Here is a 22,732-nt window from a genome sequence, read left to right as displayed (position 1 = left end):
TACTGTATTTTAAGAATAGAGATTGATCAAATAATTAAAATATTTTGTATTAACATACCGATTAGAGCACCTTGAGAAAATAGTAATAGGTAAGGTCGACTAAATGATAACTTTAAAAATATTTATGTCGAGGTTGACTCTAGAGCATTTTCTAATATTCAAATTAGGTAATTTCTTTAGTTGAGAATCTGAATCGAAAAACCTTGCATCAGAAGAATTATTGCACCATTTTATCTATCACTTCCACGTAGCCTTCAATCGAATTTAGTACTTCGCTTGTCTGCCTTAGACTATTAAAATCTCCTCAGCTAGTTTTCTGAGGACACCTTTTCCACCATCCAAACTTAATACACAATCAGCTTTCTGTTTTCTCTTGAATAAAATTAATAGTTATTGATAATTTCTAATGATTTATCTGTAGAATCATAATTTATGATTATAAGTAAAAAGTCATCGAAACTTTAATATAGTAGGCTTTCAATAGCTCTGCCTATTGTGTATTTTTTGTTAAATACAGGTATAAAAATAGAGATCGTAATTTTATTCATTAGTTAATGATGTTTTTTTTATTATCAATGATGAAAAAAATATATCCGAAAGGGTAAAATAAGAGATATTTTATAAACTTATTGTTTGTTTTTATTTTTTTGTATTTCAATTTTGCATGAAAATAAAACCTCCAATAATTTATAGCGTATCTTGATTTCATATTTAAACCAATATTGCTTGATAAAAAATCACCATATACTTTCATTGCATTAATTGGTGCTTCACATCTTAATTTTAAAGATTGTGTTGATAAGCCATCTGGTTGATATTCAGCATTCATTATGAATTGATTTAAAAAATATGAAAAATGAGTTCTGTCAATTTGAAGAGATAACCAACTTTCTGCCATATATTTTTCATTTTCATAAAGTGGAAATGGGTAATTGATTGCAATGCTTTTTCTGATTAAAGGTGCTGTATCGAATAAATTTCCTGTTTTAACCCAATCACAAAATCTACTTTTTCCAACAATATCAAAAAATTTATTTTTTTTATTTTCTATTTTGGCTAAACAAAAAATAGATCCGATGCTTTCATCTATATCATTTAATATTAATTTATTGATTTTTTCTATAGCGTCAAAAATAACGGTATCATCGCTATCCATTATAAAAATCCAATCATATGAAGCGGATTTAATGCCTATATTTAAGGCTGAACATTTTCCGCCATTTGGTTTTTTTATATATTGAATGTTAAAAGGAGTTGATTTTTGGTAGTTCTTGATTAAACTCTCGGTGTTGTCAATACTGCCATCATCAATTATTAACCATTCAAAATCATAACTTGTTTGATTTATTAATGATTTATAAAGTTCAGGTAATGTATGTTTTCTATTGTAGGTTGGAGTTAAAATCGTAATCATAGAAAAAATGTTTTTATATAGCTAATCATTAGGATAGGATATAAGATAAAAAGAAATGAAACAAAAAAATTTCTATATTTTGCAAGTTTTTGGGTGTTCAAATACGTGAAAAATAAAAATGGAATTAAGAACCAAGAAAAACCAGCTATACGATCAGAATATGGAATAAAAACCATCAAAAAATATGCTGAAGCTAAAATACAATAATATTTAATAAGGTCTAAGGAGTTGTTATTATTTTTTTTATTCTTATTTAAAATTATTATAATAAATAATGGTATAAGTGTAAAAATGGTAAAATCTATTCTAAATCCAGAATTGTATCCAACACTTAAGTATTCATCACTATTTAAAAAATCTTGATCAAAATAAGTGGAAAACCCAAGGTTTTTAATTATATCCTGAGGTAATATTATCGATATGATAGGTTCAGACGCACCTATCATAGCAAGAATAATGCATACTCCTAAAGTTGATAGAGCCCAATTTAATGGACGTTTTCGATAAATGAAATACCAAGCAGTAAATGCAATATTTGCTAACCAAAATGACTGATGAAATAATGTTGCAGTAAAAAGTAATATTATTCCCTTTTTCCATTTTGGGTCAGATCTATCCAGTATACAATTCAAGCCCCAAAGCATAAATCCAAAAGCTATCCCTTGTTTAAAACCACTTGCCAAATAATTGATATAAAATGGATAAAGTAAATAAAGCATTATAAGGATCGCTGCATCTATTTTATTGAATCTCTCTCTGAAAGCTAAATATAGCGGTATGACACAGAAGAAATAAACTATAGAGAAAAATAATGCTGAGTCGACATTTATTTTAGAAGTGAACCAATTCAATAGGGAAAACCCAAAAGGATCTTTATCATAATGCAGTAGTTCTACAAAGCTAAGGTTTGCAATGTAATGTAAATTTAGCATATAACGCCATGGGTCACCGGATGGTTCTCTAAACGAAAGAACTGCCCATAACCATATTACTATCAATATTGTATATACAATAATTCCAGCTCTAGCAGAAGCTTTTTCTTTATTCCCAAAAAGAATTATAAAAACAGCACAAACTATTGTATAAAAAGAGAAATTAAAAAGTATCACAGAGAAATAGCCTCAGCTTTTTGAAATAATATTTCTTCACCACTGAGTTGAGTGTTAAGTGGCTGTTTTTTGGCTGTCTTCTTACCGTCTTTTAAGCCTTTAATTACAGCAATAAAAGGTTTTATGCTTTTATCAATTCGGCTGTAAGATACCCCCAGTAATAGCGTGCGGATTAAAGCTGTCGGCCAGTAAATTGGGGCCAAGTGACGAAAAACAAGAATAGCTCTATTGTGCCCTAGTCCATACATATATTTAGGCCAGTCTTTTAAAACTCTACATCCACCCATTGGTGCTGCAAGATGTGTAAGGTGGGCAGTAGGCTCGAACCATGCTTTATAACCAAATTTTTCTAATCGTAAAGCGAGTTCAGATTCCTCATAAAGTGCAGCACCAATATTTAGTGCTTCATCCATGCCTCCAATATCCTTAAAGGCTTGTTTTTTTATTGAAAAATTGCCGCCAGGTGCATGACAGCACCAACCAGCTTGATTGGATGAGAAATTACGTATTGCTGTTGCTGTCCATTTGTTGAATGAACCAGGTGGTGCTGAAGTAAGAGATTCCCCCTTTTTTTCAGTAATTCCCCCGGCGATTAATGCTGCACCACTATTCAAATGTGCTTGATAGTGGTTTTTTACTAAATTTTTGTCGCAACGTATATCATCATCGATATATAAAATAATATCTTTGCTAGTTTGTTGTAGTCCAAAATTCCTTGCTTGAGGTAGCCCCTTAAAATGCCCTTTAAAATACCGACAGTGTATTGATGTTTTTGTAAGCAACTCTATTGCCTTATGATTAATTTCATCAGACTGATCAACTACGATCACTTCAAAGTTCACGAAATCTTGTTTAAGGACATCACGAATAGTGTCTAGCAACACCTCAGGTCGATTAATAGTGGGAATCACAACGGAAACACCATTAGGCACTTTGATCTGGGTCATTAGTATTTATCCAAAACGGTTAGTAAATTATCGGTATAGTGCTGCCAGGTACATTTATTTCGGACACGCTCAAGACCAAGTTTGCCTTGTTCGTGAATTGTTTCTGGTTTTGAAATTAGTTTCACAAGATATTTGACCAATTCTTGGCTATCATCCTGATTGATTAACCAGCCGCCTCCACCATTTTGAATAGCATCGGGTATGCCACCAGCATTGGTGCCGACTACTGCGAGCCCAGCGGCTTGAGCCTCAAGAAAAACCATTCCAAAACCCTCAACTCCACGTTGCTGTTTGTCTTCGCGAGTACATAAAACAAATAAATCCGCTGCTTTATATAATAGTGGTAGCTGCTCATCTGCTACAAACCCAAGCCAACGGATATTATCATTCAACCCTAATTTAGCAGCTTGTCGCTTGAGATTTTCAAGATAACTACCTTTTCCGGCTACTACATATTGCAAATTCTGTAATTGATCTTTAGGAAGAGTAGCTAGGGCTTTCAGTACTACATCGTGCCCTTTATAGTCATCAATACGAGATACGCTGAGCAATACCCGCTTCTCTGTGGATAACTCTAACTGTTGACGTGCCTGATTTCGAGTGAGAGGAATATTAAAGCGTTCATAGTCAACTCCTGGATTAATAACGACAGTTGTAATATTAGGTGAGATATTAAGTACTAACTGCTCGGTATAGTGACTATTGCATATAACGCATCGAGCGGAAGTCAATACTTTTTTACGCAACCACGATTTTAGTAAATATTTAATGCCTTTGGGATAAGGCATTACTTCATTGCCGTGCGCTAATATATAAAGATTTTTTCGACCTAATAGCCATGTAAGGGAAGCCTCTGGGTTCCATACAGTCGTAATGATTTTGCTTTTCTTGGGTCTGGATAGTAAATAGCGTAGCAGCCCAAATTCACGTTGACCTTTGTTTCGAGATAACTCGACTGTTGGTAAGGTTGGTCGTTGTAGTCCTTGTTTTATGGCGTTGCTTTCAAGGGTACATACCTCAATATTTATATCTCTAGCAGCCAATTCAGTTGCAAAAGCTGCAGTTAATCGGCTGATGCCTCCATCATTGGGGGGGTAGTCGTAACTTATAATAATATACATTTGAGTAAATATATTTTAAATTTTTTTGATGTTTTTTACTTGTGTAACTACATTAGCTGATATTTTTTCCCAAGTGTAGTTTTCCTTAATAAAATTTTGGTTAAGAAGAGATTTTTTTTCATAGAAGTCATAATTTTTATGAATAAGCTTAATGGCTTCAGATAAGTCTTTAATTGATTCTGGAGGTATGATTGTTATCATTTCATGTCCCCATTCTGGTATGAAATTTTCAGTAATACATGTTTCTATGACTGGTCGTCCAAGCGCCATATATTCATAAGTTTTTTGAGCATTAAGATTGCCATGCTGCTTTAACTTCCACTCATGCATAATATTTAAGCAAATGTCTGTTGCATTTATGTAATTAATTACATCCTCTATGTATAGTGAGCCTGTTAATAAGATTTTATTAGTGCAGAATAAATTTTTTACTTTTTTATCAATTTCATTTTTTCTTGGCCCATCTCCAATTAGAATTAAAAGAGATGAGGGATTTTCTTTGTTAAATAATGAAAAAGCTTGAAGTACAGTGTCAAAATCATGATGTTCTTGGAAACCGCTAACGAGTGTTAATATTAGCGTTTTTCTTTCTAAATTTAGTTCTTCTCTACATTTTTCTTTGTTTTTGTTAATGAATTTATTTGAATCTATACCAACATTGGAATTTATTGATATTTTTTTTGATTTGTTTGAGTGGTTTTTTAAAAATAAATTTTTTGTTGCTTCATTACTAACGAAAATTTTGTCGGCTATCTTAAAAAGAAATAAAGAATTTTTATTATTTAATATTTCAAGGCCATTTAGTTCCATGATTTTTTTGGTTTTTATTAGGTTCAGAGAATAAGCTATTGTTTTAGAAGGACTTAATCTGAAATAAATAAAATCATAATTAATGTTTTTTTTTAAAAAACAAAGAATAAAAAATTGAATTTGAAAAAATTTCCAACCACCTCTGAATTTCGGGAACCACAATTTTATTGAGTTTTTTTTAAATGATATATCTTTTAGGTTTGAACATGCACTAACTAATTCAACCTCTATTTCATTTTTTTTTAGTCCAGTTATCATCTCAGTTATATGATTGGATGCGGCACTTTTACCATCAATCAATGTATTTGATAAATATAAGCATTTCAAATTTAAACCTCTTTTTTTTGATTCTTTTCGAAATAAAATATAAAAATTATTTTCTTTTGTAAATATTTTCTTGAATAAAATTACGCATTATTATGTTTGCTAAACCACCATAAATAGTTATGCCTATTGTAATCTTTGAAACTAAAGTTACTTGCCATGAAAATTGAAAATATATCATAATTTGTTCTATACTTAATGTAGCTGAGCACATACAAATAAGGCATATAGCGACGGGTATTAATTTTTTCAATGATTGAGTAAATGATAAATCTGCAATTTTATGTGCAAGCCATAAAGCAGGAAAAAAAATTACAATCCCCATAACTATTCCATATGCTTTTGCGATACCTAATGCACCATATGGCAGTGCTAAAAAAAAGCTTATGCTTAACAAAAATCCATTTATTACGGTCAACCACAAGTACTCTTTGGCTTTTCCAGCAGCGGTAAAAAGCCAGCCAGTCGTGTTATAAAGAGGTTGAGTAATACTTGCAATACTTAACCATATTAACAATGGAACTACTGGTTTCCATTTTTCACCATAGATAAGATAGACCATTTCATTTGCCGTCAGTGCTAAGCCTAATGCCATTGGGCAGCCTATAAGAGCTACCATACACAGTGCTTTGCGATAAGCGTTACCAAAACGCTCCTTATTTCCCTGTAAGGCTGACAGGGAAGGCACCATTAAGTTCGTTAATAACCCTGTTGCAAGCATGCTAGGTAAGAGCATCAAGAAATAAGCTCTATTATAAAAACCTAATTCTTCTGCTCCCCAATATTTTCCAATCAGTACGCTATCTAGATTTCTAGCCAAATATATTAATAAACCATTTAATGCCAGCATACCCCCAAAAGTTACTAAGCTTAAAGTGCCCACTCCTCGACGGGGTGCTGAAATCTGTATGTGACTCATAGGCACAGCTAATAACATTCTTACCATACCAGTGCTTAAGCTCTGAATGACTAGAGCCCAGTAGCCTAAGCCATAAAATGCAGCTGCCAGTGCTGAGCCCGCACCCACAACAAGAGCAAGCACTTCAATTTGAGCGGTTGCTTTATAATTCATGCTTCGGTTAAGTAAAGCGATTGGCTGAGCTGTGATTCCACTTAGTACAAAACCTGCGCCCAATGCAGCAGTAATTGCCATTAATTTTGGTTCACCATAGAAGTTGGCAACAAGTGGCGAACCTGCTATACATAGAAACCAAAGTAATATGCCAATCCCTGTATTTATCCAAAATAAATTACTAACCTGTGATTTACTGAGTTGCTGACGTTGAATTGTTGCCCAGCTAAGCCCCATATCAGAAAAAACCATCAGCAAAGCGGTTAAGGTTGCAACCATCCCAACAAGTCCGAAATCACCTGGATTTAATAAACGTGCTAATACTGCTGTTGTACCTAAACTTAGTACATTACGAGCAACAATCTGCAGAGCTGTCCACTTTACGCCTTTACGTGCATGATTTCCTACCTCACTCTTGTCAACACTGGATATGTTTTCTGAGGGAAAAGTGTTTTCTTTGGTTGCCATGACTTAGTTTTTTTCTAAACTGTATATATTAAAGTATTGCATTATCTAGTTTATTTTTTCATACAAACTTAGATGATTAACTCTATAAGGAGTTAATCGTATTATAGTTGCTTGGAAGTACTTGCTCTGTATTTATAATTAATATGTACTTGGTAAGTTATTAAAGATTTATATTAAATAAATATTTGGATTGTTGGCTCTTAGGATCTGTTTGTCGCTTTAATTGGTAGAGCCATATTCATAATTTGCATAACGGTAATAACCATATTTCGATCCATATCTACGGTTTTTGGCTACCATATCATTGAAGATCACACCTTTCACCAGCCCGCCAGCTTGACGTATGCGCTTGGCAGACTCATCTATTTCACCTAAGGTAGTTTGGTTAGCCCGTGCTAGCAGGAAGGTGGCTCCGGCATGCGGGGCTAGTGCCATGGCGTCAGAAACGGCCAATACGGGTGCACTGTCAAGTAGCACCAGGTCATACTGTTTTGCTAATTGGTTCAGTTTTTCAATCGCGTGTGCAGACAGCAACAGTTCTGAAGGGTTGGGCGGTAATACACCGGTACTTAAGAAGTCTACATTGGGCAGCACGTTTTTATGAATGGCCTGTTCTGCAGTAATGGTGCCGCTAATGAATTCACTGGCCCCATTGTGGCGGGGTTTGCCAAAATACTGGTTAAGGTAGCCTTTACGCAAGTCGGCATCTATCAGCAATACCTTTTTATTGGCAGAACCAAGCACTGCCGCAAAGTTCACGCTAATGAAGGATTTCCCAATAGTGGGTGTGGGGCCAGTAATTAGCACGATATTGTTGGTAGTTTCCAGCATGGCAAATTGCAGGGCGGTGCGCAGGCTTCGCAGGCTTTCAATAGCCGGGTCTTGCGGGGCAACGTAAGCCAATACATGGTTGCCCGGTTTTTTGCTGGTGGCTTGAATGTACTGCGTGGTTTGCTGTATGGAACGCGGTACGGTGGCAAATACATGCATGCCCAGGCTTTGTTCAATTTCATTGGCTTCTTTAATGCCGGGGTGCAGTAGGCTGCGTGCAATAGCAACACCCGTGCCTAACATTAAGCCCAGTAATACACCCAGTGCCAGTACCAGTGTCTTTTTAGGTTTAATGGGGCCGCCAGGCACAACGGCTTCATCAATCACCCGTACATTGCCTACCTTGCCCTCTTTAACCAGACGCAATTGTTGGGCGCTGTTAAGCAGGTTTACGTACATTTCACTGTTTACCTTTACGTTGCGGGTCAGGGTAAGCAGTTGCTGTTCCAGTTCAGGCATTTTTTTAACGCTGCTGGTTACTTTGGCAATTTCCTTGTTAAGTGCAGCAATTTGCTGGTCTATGGCTTTAATGCTGGGGTGGGCGGCGGTAAATTGGGGGGTTAGTTCGCGGCGTTTTTGTTGCAGTTCCAGCAGTTTCAGTTGCAGGTTAACACTGGTGTCTAAAGAGGCCTTGCCTTCGGCTCCCAGGTCAAAAGTGCCTTTTTTGTCGCGGAATTCGGTGTACTGGCTTTCCGATTCCTGCATTTGCTGGCGCAGTTCGGGCAGGAAGGCATCCAGAAAGCTTAAGGATTTATCGGCTTCAGCGGCTTTGCGGTCTATGTTTTGTTTTACATATACGTTACCTAGGGTGTTCAGGATTTCGGTAATCAAACGGCGGTCAGGGCCTGCCAAGGAAACTTCCAGCATGCCAGATTGTTTGCCTTTTTCGCTTACTTGGAGTTGATTTTGTAGCTGATTGATTTTTGCTTGACGAGAGGTGCTGACAACTGTAAAACGTGCGCCGGGTTTGGCTTGCAGGCTGGCAATGTTAACGCGGCCGGGTTCGCCGTTGTATAGGAATTCGTGGGTTTGGTCGGTTGGGCCGCTGACCAGTAAATCATTGTTTTCGGTGTATAAGTCATAACCGGTTTCAGTGGCCACCAGTTTCAGCTCTGTACCCAGCAGTTCATTGGGTACGTCCAGTTGGCTTAAGCGAATGCTTTCGGTACCCGATACATACCCCCCAAAACCAAAAATGCCGGGGTTTGAAAGTTCTGTGGCCCGTTTGGCCAGCCATTGGCCAATAATGGGAATGTAATCGGGGGTGGCGCTGTTGTTCAGTTGCAGTCGGTCTACGGTTTCACCAATTACCATGCGTGAACGCAGTATTTCAATTTCAGCCGCTACGGGGGAGCCGGCATCAAACAGCAGGGCCAGTTCGCCCATGGCGGGGTTGGTATTGCCCTGGTTTTGTTCCACCTGAATCAGGGTGTTGGATTGGTAAATGGGGGTGCTGAACATGGCGTAGGCAATGGCCAGCAGGGTGCAAACGCAGGTAATGGCAACAATCAGCCATTTGGCATCTAAAATGGTGTCCAGAATGGCCAGTAAATCAATTTCGTCGTTATCTTTTTGTGGGTTTAAAGACGAAGAAGGGTTTTGCTGTGGTGCGGTCATGAAATGCTTGGTTTAGATAAGTGTAAGGGTGAAACAGGAGTGGTGGAAAACCCTGCCTAGCTGATTTTTTTGATCAGGTTTGCCCAGTGGCTGACGCCTTGGGCAATAAGCTGGTGCGAGGTTTCAAAGGCGGCTCGGTCTTTTCGGTAGGGGTCGGCAATTTCGGTTTTTTGGCCGGGGCCGGTGTGGCCCAGGCAGTGTACTTTGCCACGGGTGAAGGGGTATTTTTGTTCCAGCTCTTGCTTGTGTGCGGTTTCCATGACCAGAATCAGGTCGGCCTGGGTGCACATGTAGCTGCTGATTTGCTGTGCCCGGTGGGCGGAAATGTCCAGCCCGTGTGCCAGGGCAATTTCCTGGGCGGTTTTGTCTGCCGCATGCCCGCTTAGGGCGGCCAGGCCGGCCGACCAGATGTTTTTTTCGGGCAGGGCGGCCTTCAACAGGGCTTCAGCCACCGGGCTGCGGCAGATGTTGCCAATACAAACGGTTAGTATATTGTTCATTACTGCCGGGTTTAGTTGGTGGCGTTTACCGTGGAAACAACGGCACCATAGCTGGGCAGAATGTTGCTGATGACACGGTTCCAGCGTACCACGCGGGCGGGGTCTACATAGACCATGTCTTGCGGTTTCAGCTGGAAGCCGCTGGCAAGGATAAGGGCGGTGGGCGAGTTGGCGTTCAGGTGGAAAATTTCTGCCTGTTCCTGTTTGCCTTTGCGGATCACGTAAACCTGGCCGGGGTTGCTGCTAATAGAGGTGCCACCCACTTCACCCAGGGCCTGGGCCAGGGTAAGCTGGCCATCGTTCATGACCAATGCTTGCGGTTTTAATACTTCGCCTATCATGAACACTTTGGCGCGGTCACGGTTGTTTACGCGCAGCATGTCGCCGTTTTTAAGCATGATGCGGTTGGGGTTAATACCCTGGGCTGTCATTTTGGCCAGGTTGATGACGGTTTCTTTGCCATTGCGGGTTAACACAATGGAAGAACGGTCTGCCTTTTCGGTAAGGCCGCCTGCACGGTTAAGGGCTTCGGGCAGGGTCATGGGGATGTCGTTCAGGTTTTGCAGACCGGGGTTGTTGACTTCACCGTCCAGGTAAACGCGGCTGTTGCGGTAAGATTGTACGCGTACGGTTAGCTGTGGGTCTGTAATGTACTTGGCCAGGGTTTTGGTTAGTTTTTCTCGAATTTGCAGTTCGGTCAGGCCCGAAACCTTAACGGCACCGGCAAACGGGAACTGGATGCGGCCATCTGAACTAACGTTGTAGCCATTACCCACGTTGCTGCCTTCCGTGCTGGCAGCGCCTGTGGCACCTGACAGGGACAGTTCCGGGTGATCCCATACAATAATGTTCAGGACGTCACCCGGGCCTACGGTGTAGGCGGTGGGGTTGCCAAACAGGTGGTTGACGTTGGTAATGACAGGCTGGTTAAGGGTTTGTTGTTTAATAAGGGCTGCATCTATGGTTATTAAGGCACCGGCGGGTGCTTCACCGTCTTTTAACTGTTCGTTGTTGTCCAGTTCGTTCTGGACTGAGCCTGGGCCCCCCATGTACATGCCGGGCGCCATGGCGCAGGCGGAAAGGGCAACGGAGGTGACAGCTAACAGTAAAGTTGTTTTTATACGCATGGGTTCAAATTATTTGTTAATAGGTTGTCTTGGGCAATGTTGGCATTTTGCTTTTATTGTACTGGGGGCCAAATTGGTTATGAAGCGAAATTATAGACGTTTTATGGGCCTGTTTGCACAATTGCAAAGTATTCAGGCAGGCTACCGCAATGTTTTCATGTGTTTTCATGAAAACATTGCGGTGAATATTGGATTGATGTTGCAGGGCAATGCAGGGTATTCCCTGCTGGTTGCCTAAGGCCATGGCTAGTTTAGGGGAAAAATGTTAAGAAATATCATGTTTCATGTTTTATTTTGGTTTTCGTTGTTTTATTACATGTTTTTTTTTCATAAAAGTGTCAAATTGTTCTTATTTTCATCCTTTCTTTGGTTTTTTTGTTCTTTTTGGGCAACGTTTGAAGATTGTGGCCGGTTGAAATATTGTTGAAATATGTAATGAAAACAGGGAATTATATTTTTTCTATATTATTTTAAGTAATGTCAAGCTGATTTGGTTCAAGCTTAATGGTTTTGGGTCTGCCCAGTATTTCAAGCAGCACAACCACCCGTTTGGATGAGGCGGTTTGTACCAGGCCTTCCAGCCCTTGCAGGGGGGTGTTGTGATTAAGTGTAACTTTGGTGCCGGGTTTTAAGGGGCTGATGTCGTTGAAGCTGGCCTGGTTGCGCTGTTGTTCAAATTCCTGGATGGCGGCAATCAGGTGTGCAGGCATGGTGGCCAGCTCTACGCCAAAACGCACCAGCGTAACAATGCCGCGGGTGTTCTGTGCTTTGCTAATGGATTGTTCCTGGCGGGTTTGTTGCAGGAAGATATAGCGCGGGAACATGGGTTCGTGCACGACCTGTATTTCCTGGTTAATGGCGTTTTTAGCCGGTTTTTTAAGTTTTTTGTAGCGCGGCAGGTAGGCGTTGAAGTCTTGCTGTAAAAGATGGCTTAAGGCAAATTCTTCTTGCCGGGGTTTGGTGTAGGCAACGTACCAGGGGAAACGGGTGGTTTCGTGTTCTGGCTGCACCGGGTTTGTGGTGCGGTTTTCCGGAGTCGGGTGTTTGGGTTGTCTCATACAGTCGCTGTCGTTGTTTGCCTGAGGGTAGTGTAGCAATATCTGCAAGAGGGTGGGGTGGTTTTGTCTGGTTGGGAATGAGGGGGAGGATGGAGCGAGGATAAATTAACTGTGATAAAGCGCTTGTTGCTTGTTTGAAATTTATTCTAATGCTATATTAACGGGCTGGTTGCGTGTCCCTGTAGTTCAATGGATAGAACAGGTTCCTCCTAAGAATCAGATCCAGGTTCGATTCCTGGTGGGGACACCATCTTGCTTTATGCTGGTTTCAATAATTATAAAAACAGGCGTTCCCACGCGGGAGCGTGGGAACCAGATGTAGCTCTTAATACAGGAAGATCGTTTCCTCGTTCTCACGCTCTGAACTGATCCCCCAAAGTTGGACGCCCATTCAACGTTTTGCTAGTTCCCACGCTCCCGCGTGGGAATTCATACCTTAAGGCTGGTAACCAGAGTCCTTGATTACTTTGCCCCAGTAGGCAATGTCACGGTTTAGCATTTTTTCCATCTCATTGGCCGGCACGAACTTGGGTGATAGCATGGCCTTGGTTCGTATTGCTTCCTTGACATCTTCCATGTCCAATACTTTTTTTAGTGCGGCTTCCATCTTATTGATTTCTGCTGTGGGAGTGGCGGCGGGGGCAAAAAATCCTTGCCAGGCTTCAGCAACTTCAAGGTTGTAACCCTGCTCAATGAAAGTGGGCGCATCTGGGGCCAGTTCCCAGCGTTTTTCGGCCATCACGCCAAGAATTTTGATTTTGTCTCGTGGCTGGCCAAGTATGGTGCCCGTTGGCAGAATGGCGGCAGGTAGTTGTTCGCCAAGTAAATCAACGATCATGGGGGATGTGCCTTTATAAGTGACTGGCTCAATTTGTGTGCCCAGTGTTTTTCCGGCAACCCAGCCAACAAACTGCACCTGGCCACCTGGCGCCGGAGTGCCAAATTGTGCTTTTTGCGGGTTTTGTTGTAACCATGCGGCATAGTCTTTCAGGTTGGTCGCAGGAACTTGATTGCTGGCGACCAGTGCCAGTGGGTATGAGACAACCTGGGCAACGGTACGCAGATCTTTCATCAAGTCGTAGCGAAGTGTGGCAGGTGAATGCATGGCGGTTGGGAATATTGCCCAGCCATCAGGTCCGACCAGATAGGTTTTACCATCTGGCTTTGCATTTTTGACATACTCTGCGGCAATTCGTCCGCCGGCACCGGCACGATTCAATACAATGACGGTTTCTCCCAGTTCCTTGCTGAGTGGTTCAGAAAGAATTCTGGTTACGATATCGGTCGTTCCGCCGGCAGCAAATCCGACGACTAGCGTAATAGGTGACTTATCCTGGGCGATAGATGACTGGGCAAAGGTTGCGCAGGCCAAAATCAGGGCTGATTTTAGAAAAATACTCGACTTCATTTTGTCTCCTCTTTCAAATCTGTGATTGGATGTGTGGTTTAGTTGTGTTGAGTTTTACGTTGCTGGAAAAAATCCTTGATGCGTTTGTCGCTCTTGCCTGCGTTTCTGGTCATGGAGGTCACCATGGTTTCGGCAAAGAGCCCATCGGCGCTTGACATTTCAGCAATACGTGAAATGCCATGAATAATCGCGTAATTGGACGAGGGGGCATTTTGAGAGACGATTCCGGCAAGGGCTAACGCTTGATCCAGGCCTTGTCCGTTCTCAACCACATAGTGGGACAGTCCAAGGTTGGCTGATTCCTCAACCGGAATTTTTCTTCCGGTCAGCATTAATTCCATGACGCGACCGGCGCCAATAATTCTTGGAATACGAACTGAACCGCCACCGCCAACAAAAATGCCGCGCTGGCCTTCCGGGAGTTGAAAATAGGTAGATGCTTCGCTAACCCGAATATGCGTTGCGGCGGCCAGTTCAAAGCCACCTCCAATAACGCCTCCTTTAAGGACGCTGATGACGGGAACCTCGCTGTATTGGATCAGGTCAAAAACCCGGTGCCATTGTTTTGAGCGGCGCATGCTCACGATTGGGTCAGTGGATCTTTTCTCCATGAGTTCAAACAGATCCAGACCCGCAGAAAAGTGTTCGCCGCTACCTTGAATGATAATGCACTGACAGTCTTCAACGGGTTGGGAAAAAAAAACCTCAAGATCACTGATCAACTCATCATCTAGTGCATTTCTTTTTTCGGCTCTGTTAAGGGTTAATACAATGTGGTTGTTGATTCTTTCCACAAGGAGTTTTTTTTGATTCATGGCAATCTCGTTTGCTATCGCAGTTAAATTAAAATGAGGTTAGGTGATTCATCACCTTCATAAAGTTTTTCGACTTCCTGTTTTCTGTTCTCTAGAACCTTTCTTTGATTGATGTATCCTTTGTCAGTGGTCTCTCCGCTGTCAATAGAGGGGGGTGTTTCCAGTATCCAGATGCGTTTGATTGACATGCTTGAACCGGGGTGGTTTTTGTTATGTTCAAGGAAGCGGTTTTTCAGGGACTCACGCAGTTTTTCGTTCTGGATGCAGGCTTGTATGTCGTTAGTATCCAGATTGAATTGTTGGCAGCATTCGGCCAGGTTCAGCCACACCAGGGCACCCAAATAAGCCCGGTCGGCGCCCGTTATGACGATGTCATTTAATAGCGGAGAGCAGGCATTCAGGCAGTCCACTCGCAGGGCGCTTACTCTGACAAAGCCCCCAGACTGTAGTTTAAATTCTTCAGCAACCCGGCCTGCAAAGGCCAGGCCCTCGTGTGGGTTGGCAGGATCAACAAAAGTGGCGGCATCTCCCATTTTGAAGAAACCTTCTTCATCGAAACTTTCTGCTGTCAGTGCAGGCTGTTTCAGGTAGCCAGGGGTGACGGCAGCACTTCGCACCCGAATTTCATAGCGGTTTTCATCATTCAGTGGAATGAGCTTCATTTCCACGCCCGGGTGTGGTAGGCCGATAAGGCCCGTTTTATTTGAGGGCCAGTGTACATAGGTGACCGCGGCTGACGTTTCGGTTGAGCCGTAAGCGGATACAAAAGGAATTTTAAAGCCGGTGTGTCGGATTGCCTGTTGTTGTATGGCGTCGTAGACGGTTTCGGGAAGCTTGGCGCCTGAGTAGGTCATTCGCTTGAGGTTTCGGAAGAAACTTTTGCCGAGCGCTTCATCTTTCTGTAGCGCCTCGGCGAGCATGGTATAGGAAACGGGTACGCCACTGAATCGTATCGGGGAAATTTCCTTGAGATTTTTGAGGGTTTGATGAAATTCGGTCGGTGTTGGTCTTCCGTTATCGATATACAGGGTGCCGCCATCTTCCAGTACTCCGTTGAAGACCGCATGTCCCCCCGCGACATGACTCCAGGGTAGCCAGTCCAGCAATATTGTTTCGGGCCGGTCATCGCCCCATTCAATCATTTGTGAGGTCATTGCCATGGCCGTGCACAGCATGGATTGCGTCACAATGGCTGCTTTCGGTATGCCGGTTGAACCGGACGTGAACTGGTATTTCGCAACGGTGTCGCCGGTGATTTTCTCTATGGAGTCGGTTACATCCGGGGTGACGGGTGTTTGAATGATTTCATGCCAGGAACTTGTTGATGGGAGCTCGATAGGGTTATCCACATAGATGACATGCGTATCTTGCCCGATGGCCTGCAGGGCGTTTTCGTACATTTTGCCATCTTGTACAAAAATTACGGCGGGCTCCAGCAGGTCGTGCATGGCCTTTAGTTTTGAGAAATCACGACTCAATAAGGAGTAAGCCGTTGTGATGGGGGCATAAGGCATTCTGGCTTGCATGGCAGCTACTTCAAGTATGCCGTGCTCGATAGAGTTGGCGCTTAACACCATGACGGTTTTACCTGGCTGATTCAGGTTGAGTAAGTGCTGTGTTACTGCATTGACCTGTTTTTGTCCTTCCAGGTAGGAGATGGATGCCCACTGTTGGGCTTGACCTCTTCTTTGCGCCAGCCAGGGGTGATTGGGACGCTGTTGTGCATTTCTGTGCAGCAGTGATGGAATATTTTTTTCGCACGCTTTCAAGGCGATTTTTGATCGTACGATTAACGTCCCGTCCGGACGCGTTTCGATTGAAATCTGACGTGGTAAAAAAGGAATGTTGAGGAACTCTGCCTTCATTTAAAATCCTTGATCCTTAACTTAAAGTAAGGTAATCTTATATTAATTAATTTCCTTATGAACCTAGGGAAATCCCCATATTTCATTCTAATTTAATGGGTTATATATTTTTTTATAGGTAATTTTGGTATTTATATTATTTATGTATAAGGTAACCATATAATGAAAATAAAAGAGAAAGCATATATAGCGGGTATTTACGAACACCCTGTCAGAAGAGCGCAGGGCCTTACCATCGCACAGCTTCACGCTGATGTTGCATTGGGAGCATTGGAAGATGCCGGGTTGACGCTTGATGATGTTGATGCCTATTTTTGTGGTGCCGATGCGCCAGGCCTGGGTGGGTTAACCATGGCTGAATATTTGGGTCTGCGCAATCTTAAATACATGGATACAACCGAAACAGGTGGCTCGTCTTATCTTTTGCACGTGCGTCATGCGGCACAGGCTATTGCCGCCGGTTACTGTCAGGTAGCGCTGATTACGATGGCCGATTGTCCGCTGGCGAAAAAACAGGGAACCGCTTTATCGGGGGTGGATCGCAGCAGTATGCCCGATTTGCCTTTTGCGGCAGGTGTGCCTGGCATGCCGATTTACGGATATGCGATGGTGGCCAGGCGTCACATGTATGAGTTTGGCACAACGTCAGAGCAATTGGCCTGGGTGAAGGTGGCGGCATCGCATCATGCGCAGTACAACCCTCATGCCTTGCGACAAGAAGTGGTCACGGTTGAGGATGTGCTTCAGTCACCGATGGTGGCGGATCCTTTGCACCGGCTTGATTGTTGTGTGATGACCGATGGCGGTGGAGCCATTGTTGTTGTCAGCCCGGAAGTGGCTGCCGGATTAAAGCAGCCCAAGGTTAAGGTTATTGGTACCGGTGAAGCGACCAAGCACAGGGATGGCGGGTTTATGGATATCAGCTACTCCGCAGGAAAATGGTCGGGAGAGCGGGCGTTTGCTGAGGCCGGTATTTCGGTTGATGATATTCATTATGCCTCGCTGTATGACAGCTTCACCATTACGGTCATTATGCAGCTGGAAGACCTTGGTTTCTGCAGGAAAGGAGAAGGGGGCAAATTCGTACAGGATGGCAATCTTATCAGCGGCCAGGGCCGGCTGGCTTTTAATACGGATGGTGGCGGGTTGTGCAGCAACCATCCGGGTAACAAGGGGGGGATGACGAAGTTGCTGGAGGCGGTTCGTCAGTGTCGCGGGCAGGCGCATCCCTTGCTGCAAGTAAAAAATCGTGAATTCGTCTTGGCCCACGCAACAGGCGCCATGATGTCAAGTTACCACAGCGCCGGAACAATCATTCTGCAGGCAGAGTAAAGGATATAACGTGCAAACTTCATTAAATACATCTACATCTACCGGTATTTCAGCGCATTATTCGCAATTTCTCGATGCGGGTCAACTTGGCTTCAAATGGTGTGAGCAATGCCTGAAGCCCCATTTTTATCCTCGTGTCCATTGTCCTCATTGCGGCAATCGCGAGACGGTTTGGCGTGTTTCAAGTGGAAAGGGGCGTATTTATTCTTTTACGATTGCCGATCGAATTGCACCGGCCATCATTGAAATGGAGGAAGGTTTCAGGCTGACGTCAATCATTGTAGAGGCTGATGTTAATGCGCTGGCTATTGGAGATGAAGTGGTGGTGCATTGTTCCAAAGAGCCGTCAGGTGAAGCTATCCTGAGTTTTACGACACCGGCAGCAAATTGTGCCCGAGAGTACTCTCAAAAAGCATTGGCGCAAATTCAGGCGTCCATTCCTTCTGCTGATGATGGCGCATTTCCGTTGAACTGCGTGGCCATTATTGGTAGTGGTCGTATGGGGCGGGGTATTGCGATGGCATTGATCAATGCGGGCATTTCCGTGATGCTTTATGATCAAACGCAAGAAGCGCTTGATGCGGCACACAAAGCTATTAATGACGAGCTGCAAAAATTGGTTGATAAAGCCAGAATTAGCCAGGATGAAGCGCAGAAGCGTTCAGCACGCATACGCGCTACCCTTGATATTTCCGACATTAGCGCGGCCGATGCCGTGATTGAAGCGGTATGGGAACAGATGGAATTGAAAAAATCCATCTTTGCGCAAATAGATCAATATGCCCCACCGCATGCGATATTGTGCAGCAATACTTCTACGCTGGATATTGACCAAATTGCATCGGTAACGCGTTGCCCCGAGCGTGTGCTTGGCCTGCACTTTTTTAACCCGGCGCATGTAATGCGTTTAATTGAAGTCATTAAAGGGCCGCGTACCAGTACGCACGCCATCAATCTGGCCAAAGTACTTTCAAACCGTCTTGGCAAGATCCCGGTGGTGGTGGGTATTTGCAAGGGGTTTGTGGGTAACCGTCTTATGATGGCGCGAGAGCGACAGGCTGGCCAATTGTTACTGGAAGGCGCATTGCCGCAGCAAATTGACAGGGTGTTGCGTGCGTTTGGTTTGCCCATGGGGACCTTCGAGCTGCAGGATATGGCAGGGGGGATTGCCGTTAATTATATGCGCAGGCAGGAAAGTGGCGAGAAGGATCCGATTATTGACCGGCTTTACGAAACGGGGCGAACAGGCAAGCAGGCGGGGAAAGGATACTACGATTATGTGCCGGGCAAGCGTGCGCCCGTTCCCTCTCAAGAGGTAAAAAACATGCTTGAGGCCGCCTCGGTACAGGCGCAGATTCTTCGACGCGTCATTGGCGACGAGGAGCTTATTCAGCGTCTTGTTTTTCCCATGGTTAATGAGGGCTTCAAGTTGCAGGAGGAAGGTATTGTTGAGCGTGAGAGCGACATTGATATGGTATGGCAATACGGATATGGCTGGCCGTCATGGAAGGGGGGGCCGATGTATTTTGCCAGGCAGCAGGGTTACGCAAAAATTTACCATAAGCTTGTTGAGTTTGAGCAACGTTATGGCGAGTCGTTCAGGCCTGCCCGTTTACTTAAAGAACTGGCTCTTAATCAATAATACAAGGAATGCGCCATGCTGGTTTACAAAGCACCTACAAAAGACTTTTTATTCATTTTGAACGACTTGCTGAAGGTACAGGAGCTTAAGGGGGTAGAGGGGTTTGAAAGCCTGACGCCAGAGTTCTGCCAAGAAGTTCTTTATCCTGCAGCACGGTTTCATGAAGAGGTGCTGTTCCCGATAGGTATCGCAGGAGACCGCCATGGCGCGCATCTTGTTGATGGCAAGGTGTTTACGCCACCCGGTTATAAAGAGGCCTGGAAGCAGTACTGTGCGTCCGGTTGGTTGCAATTAAGCATGCCCGAGGAACTGGGTGGTGCAGGCTTGCCGTCCATTATGGCTTCGATTATTGGTGAAATGCGTATTACGACGGCACACTCCCTTGCCATGTACGGCAGCTTTTGCCTGTCGGCCGCGCGGATGCTGAACTCACTGGCACCCGAGTGGATCAGGACGCATGTTGTGCCCAATCTGGCCACGGGTCAGTGGACGGCGACGATGTGCCTGACGGAAAGTCATTGCGGCACCGATCTTAAACAAATCCGGACCACGGCGGTACCGCAGCCGGATGGCAGTTACGCTATCCATGGCAGCAAAATATTTATTTCAGGGGGGGATCATGATCTGACTGACAATATCATCCATCTCGTCCTGGCAAAAATACCGGATGCAGATGGCAAGGTGGGAGCCCGTCTGGATGAGGTGAATGTGTTTATGGTGTCCAAGCACAAGATAGATCTGCAAACGGGGGAGCTTCTTGAGAAAAATGCCTGTCATGTCAGTTCAATTGAACATAAGATGGGGATTGAGGGTAGTGCCACCTGTGTGCTGAACTTTGATGGGGCACAGGCATGGCATATTGGCAGTACTTCCGGGAGCGTGAAGCGTAACTCCATGTTGCCCATGTTTCTCATGATGAATTATGCGCGTTTGAGTACGGCCTTGTCCGGGGTGGGTTATGCCGAGATCTCGGCGCAAAATGCCCTGTTTTATGCCAAGGAGCGCAGGTCAGGCAAGACACCCATTTTCTCGTCGGGTGACCAGAGCATCGCAGATCCTATTATCAATCACCCGGATATTCGCCGTAATATTATGGCGGCCCAGTCCTTTGCGGAAGGTGGTCGGGCCACGGCTTTACGTGTGGCGGTCTGGCAGGCTCAGGCTGAGTCAGATCAGATAAGTGCCGAAGAAAGACGGCGTTTGAAGGATATGGTGGATTTGTTTACCCCAGTGATGAAGGCATACTTTACCGATAAGGGGTTTGATTGTGCGAGTGATTGTCTGCAGGTGTTTGGCGGGCACGGCTATACCAAGGATTATGGTATTGAGCAGGTAGTAAGGAATGCGCGTATAGGAAAGATTTATGAAGGTGCCAACGGTATTCAGGCCATTGATTTGTTGCGCAGGAAGTTGCCAGACAACGATTGGCGGGCGTTTGATTATTTTTTTCAAACGATCCATACCTTTATAGGCCAATATTGTGTATCTGGGCAGGCCGACCAAGGTCTGCTTGGGCGTTTTGTTGCTGCGGTTACTTTATTGCAGAACACGGTGGAAGAAATCAGGCAGGAAAGTCAGCAAGGTGCGGGCGTCTTGCCACACTTGGCCGTTGCTTATGACCTTTTGCATGCTTTTGGTATTATTGTTGTCGCATGGAATTGGCTTGAAGTCCATCAATTGCTTCAAGAGAAAGCGAGTGCTGTTGAATTGACACCCTTTGAGAACAGGAAAGTTATACTGGCTTGTTTTTGGGTTGAGTACGAGTTACCCTTGGTTCACGCATTATGCCAGCGAATCCAGCAGGGAATTCCCTCGGTTTTGAAACTGCCACCGGAAGCATTAGATGTCGAGTAAACGCAGACCATTTTTTTACATTCATCAACTGGAACAACTTGTCAGGCTACAGTTGGAAAGCACTTTAAATCCCTTGGGGATCACGGCAGGCCAGTATATGATACTAAGTCTGATTAGCCACCACGAGCCCATATCATCGGCTGAGTTATCACGACTCGTAAGAATTACCGCCCAATCGATGGGTGAATTCATCAAATATCTGGAGAGTAAAGATTGGATTCTTCGAAGGGAAGATCCCTGTAATAAGCGTGTGTTGCTTATTGAGACGACGATTGAAGGCCGCGTTTTGTTACGTCGTTGTGAACAGGAGGTGGGCAATTTGGAAAAAGAGTTTTTCAAATCAGTTCCTGCGCAGGAACTGGTGCTTTTTGAGGAAACTCTAAAGAGGTTAAGTGCTGGATAACGTTAAATTGTCAAGTGGATCACTGTTGTTAGTCATTAATGAAAATGGTGATATTGCATTTGGATAGCAATATTCAGTGATAGGCCAACCAGAATGGGTTTAAATGAGTTTTTACTGGGTTACGAACGGGTTTTATGTCTAAAAAATCATCAACTTTATCAATAGCTGACAAAAATCCATCTGCAGGAGGTGTTGCCGCTGTTGACAGGGCATTGTCCTTATTGGTTTCTTTCAATAAAGATGATGAGTACTTGTCTTTGATGGAGCTTGCCAATCGTACTAACATGTACAAAAGTACCATTTTAAGGCTTCTGGCTTCTCTTGAGCATTATGGCCTGGTTCGCCGAACAGAAGAGGGGCGGTATGGACTTGGAGAGACGGTTGCTCAATTATATGGTGTTTATAATGCTTCATTTTCTCAGGCTGAAGTTATTGTCCCCGTGCTTAAAGCATTAGTGGAAAAAACAAAAGAAAGTGCTTCGTACCATGTCATTAGTGGCAAGGGACGATTATGTTTACACCGTATTAATTCGCCACTCCCCATCAGCTATCAAACAAGCGTTGGTGATATTTTGCCCCTGGACAAAGGGTCTGGAGGACGTGTTCTTCAGGCCTTTAATGGTGCGGTGGGCGAGATTTATGATCAAATCCGTCAAGAAGGTGTGATTGTAATGGATGGAGACAGAATCCCGGATTTGGCAGGTGTATCAGCCGCAGTATTCAATGCCAACAACGAGCTGGTTGGGGCAATCACATTAACGATGCCCTCCAGCAGGTTGGTGCCATCTTTTAAAGAAGATGTTTTGGAAGCGGCTCTTTCTTTAAGTCGAAAACTAGGTTATGTAAAAAATAAATAAATTATTTTCATCCAAAGGTGACTCAGCCGTTAACCGGGGTGTTCCTATGGGCAAGCGGGGTCTTTGCCTTTTTTAGGATTTTTTAAGTTCAGGGATTTCCGCAAGTTGAAAAAGCAACAAGATATTGCCAGACAAAAGTCTGGCTTTTTTTGGGCTAA

At 43.6% G+C, this 22,732-nt stretch carries 19 protein-coding genes and 1 tRNA gene; 7 read left to right on the top strand and 13 right to left on the bottom strand.

Annotation, left to right across the window (positions count from 1 at the left end; all coding sequences use genetic code 11):
- Nucleotides 1–547: 547 nt before the first annotated feature.
- The 9 genes from KU392_RS02425 to KU392_RS02385 all read right to left on the bottom strand — a co-directional run bounded on the left by KU392_RS02425 (nucleotide 548) and on the right by KU392_RS02385 (nucleotide 11,340).
- Nucleotides 548–1,414, bottom strand: coding sequence for a glycosyltransferase family A protein (locus KU392_RS02425; protein WP_217734454.1), 867 nt, complete (start codon nucleotides 1,412–1,414; stop codon nucleotides 548–550).
- Nucleotides 1,411–2,523: an EpsG family protein gene (locus KU392_RS02420; RefSeq protein WP_217734453.1), complete on the bottom strand. Its 1,113-nt coding sequence runs from the start codon at nucleotides 2,521–2,523 to the stop codon at nucleotides 1,411–1,413. Before KU392_RS02420 ends, KU392_RS02425 begins: the two co-directional genes overlap by 4 nt.
- A complete protein-coding gene (locus tag KU392_RS02415) occupies nucleotides 2,520–3,470 on the bottom strand; it encodes a glycosyltransferase family 2 protein (RefSeq protein WP_217734452.1) in 951 nt (316 codons plus the stop codon). The genes KU392_RS02420 and KU392_RS02415 overlap by 4 nt, the downstream gene beginning before the upstream one ends.
- Nucleotides 3,470–4,591, bottom strand: coding sequence for a glycosyltransferase family 4 protein (locus KU392_RS02410; RefSeq protein WP_217734451.1), 1,122 nt, complete (start codon nucleotides 4,589–4,591; stop codon nucleotides 3,470–3,472). The genes KU392_RS02415 and KU392_RS02410 overlap by 1 nt, the downstream gene beginning before the upstream one ends.
- 15 nt (nucleotides 4,592–4,606) lie before the next feature.
- Nucleotides 4,607–5,701 carry a glycosyltransferase gene (locus tag KU392_RS02405; RefSeq protein ID WP_217734450.1) on the bottom strand — a complete coding sequence of 365 codons (1,095 nt, stop codon included), beginning with the start codon at nucleotides 5,699–5,701 and terminating at the stop codon, nucleotides 4,607–4,609.
- A 73-nt stretch (nucleotides 5,702–5,774) separates the two neighbouring features.
- Complete coding sequence (locus KU392_RS02400) at nucleotides 5,775–7,265, bottom strand: lipopolysaccharide biosynthesis protein (RefSeq protein WP_217734449.1); 1,491 nt, start codon at nucleotides 7,263–7,265, stop codon at nucleotides 5,775–5,777.
- A 219-nt stretch (nucleotides 7,266–7,484) separates the two neighbouring features.
- Nucleotides 7,485–9,713, bottom strand: coding sequence for a polysaccharide biosynthesis tyrosine autokinase (locus KU392_RS02395; RefSeq protein ID WP_217734448.1), 2,229 nt, complete (start codon nucleotides 9,711–9,713; stop codon nucleotides 7,485–7,487).
- A 56-nt stretch (nucleotides 9,714–9,769) separates the two neighbouring features.
- A complete protein-coding gene (locus KU392_RS02390; protein ID WP_217734447.1) occupies nucleotides 9,770–10,213 on the bottom strand; it encodes a low molecular weight protein-tyrosine-phosphatase in 444 nt (147 codons plus the stop codon).
- Nucleotides 10,214–10,224: 11 nt separating this feature from the next.
- Entirely contained in the window at nucleotides 10,225–11,340 is a 1,116-nt protein-coding gene (locus KU392_RS02385) for a polysaccharide biosynthesis/export family protein (protein ID WP_246587189.1), read from the bottom strand.
- Between the two features lie 79 nt (nucleotides 11,341–11,419).
- Here KU392_RS02385 and KU392_RS02380 point away from each other — a divergent pair, with 79 nt between their 5' ends.
- The gene (locus tag KU392_RS02380; RefSeq protein ID WP_217734446.1) at nucleotides 11,420–11,578 is read left to right on the top strand and encodes a hypothetical protein; all 159 of its coding nucleotides are present in this window, start codon (nucleotides 11,420–11,422) and stop codon (nucleotides 11,576–11,578) included.
- A gap of 232 nt (nucleotides 11,579–11,810) precedes the next feature.
- On the opposite strand, the gene KU392_RS02375 is transcribed toward KU392_RS02380, so the two are convergent.
- Nucleotides 11,811–12,398, bottom strand: coding sequence for a transcription termination/antitermination NusG family protein (locus KU392_RS02375; protein WP_217734445.1), 588 nt, complete (start codon nucleotides 12,396–12,398; stop codon nucleotides 11,811–11,813).
- A gap of 175 nt (nucleotides 12,399–12,573) precedes the next feature.
- Here KU392_RS02375 and KU392_RS02370 point away from each other — a divergent pair.
- A tRNA-Arg gene (locus KU392_RS02370) sits at nucleotides 12,574–12,648 on the top strand.
- A 186-nt stretch (nucleotides 12,649–12,834) separates the two neighbouring features.
- Here the strand turns inward: KU392_RS02370 and KU392_RS02365 are convergent.
- The 3 genes from KU392_RS02365 to KU392_RS02355 are packed head-to-tail and all read right to left on the bottom strand — an operon-like array spanning nucleotide 12,835 to nucleotide 16,486.
- The gene (locus tag KU392_RS02365) at nucleotides 12,835–13,806 is read right to left on the bottom strand and encodes a tripartite tricarboxylate transporter substrate-binding protein (protein ID WP_217734444.1); all 972 of its coding nucleotides are present in this window, start codon (nucleotides 13,804–13,806) and stop codon (nucleotides 12,835–12,837) included.
- 38 nt (nucleotides 13,807–13,844) lie between these two features.
- The gene (locus tag KU392_RS02360) at nucleotides 13,845–14,621 is read right to left on the bottom strand and encodes a crotonase/enoyl-CoA hydratase family protein (RefSeq protein ID WP_217734443.1); all 777 of its coding nucleotides are present in this window, start codon (nucleotides 14,619–14,621) and stop codon (nucleotides 13,845–13,847) included.
- A gap of 23 nt (nucleotides 14,622–14,644) precedes the next feature.
- Complete coding sequence (locus KU392_RS02355; RefSeq protein WP_217734442.1) at nucleotides 14,645–16,486, bottom strand: AMP-binding protein; 1,842 nt, start codon at nucleotides 16,484–16,486, stop codon at nucleotides 14,645–14,647.
- Between the two features lie 162 nt (nucleotides 16,487–16,648).
- On the opposite strand from KU392_RS02355, the gene KU392_RS02350 reads away from it, so the two are divergent.
- The 5 genes from KU392_RS02350 (at nucleotide 16,649) to KU392_RS02330 (ending at nucleotide 22,574) form a co-directional block, all read left to right on the top strand.
- Complete coding sequence (locus KU392_RS02350) at nucleotides 16,649–17,818, top strand: thiolase domain-containing protein (protein WP_217734441.1); 1,170 nt, start codon at nucleotides 16,649–16,651, stop codon at nucleotides 17,816–17,818.
- Nucleotides 17,819–17,828: 10 nt separating this feature from the next.
- Nucleotides 17,829–19,460: a 3-hydroxyacyl-CoA dehydrogenase NAD-binding domain-containing protein gene (locus tag KU392_RS02345; protein ID WP_217734440.1), complete on the top strand. Its 1,632-nt coding sequence runs from the start codon at nucleotides 17,829–17,831 to the stop codon at nucleotides 19,458–19,460.
- Between the two features lie 15 nt (nucleotides 19,461–19,475).
- Nucleotides 19,476–21,314 carry an acyl-CoA dehydrogenase family protein gene (locus KU392_RS02340; protein ID WP_217734439.1) on the top strand — a complete coding sequence of 613 codons (1,839 nt, stop codon included), beginning with the start codon at nucleotides 19,476–19,478 and terminating at the stop codon, nucleotides 21,312–21,314.
- Nucleotides 21,304–21,717, top strand: coding sequence for a MarR family winged helix-turn-helix transcriptional regulator (locus KU392_RS02335; protein WP_200237296.1), 414 nt, complete (start codon nucleotides 21,304–21,306; stop codon nucleotides 21,715–21,717). Before KU392_RS02340 ends, KU392_RS02335 begins: the two co-directional genes overlap by 11 nt.
- A 134-nt stretch (nucleotides 21,718–21,851) precedes the next feature.
- Nucleotides 21,852–22,574: an IclR family transcriptional regulator gene (locus KU392_RS02330; protein ID WP_217734438.1), complete on the top strand. Its 723-nt coding sequence runs from the start codon at nucleotides 21,852–21,854 to the stop codon at nucleotides 22,572–22,574.
- Nucleotides 22,575–22,732 lie beyond the last annotated feature (158 nt).

Origin of the sequence: Advenella alkanexedens, assembly GCF_019132845.1 — a bacterium.
In the GTDB taxonomy this organism is placed as follows: Bacteria; Pseudomonadota; Gammaproteobacteria; order Burkholderiales; family Burkholderiaceae_B; genus Advenella; species Advenella alkanexedens.
This window is presented reverse-complemented; position numbering and strand designations above follow the sequence as displayed.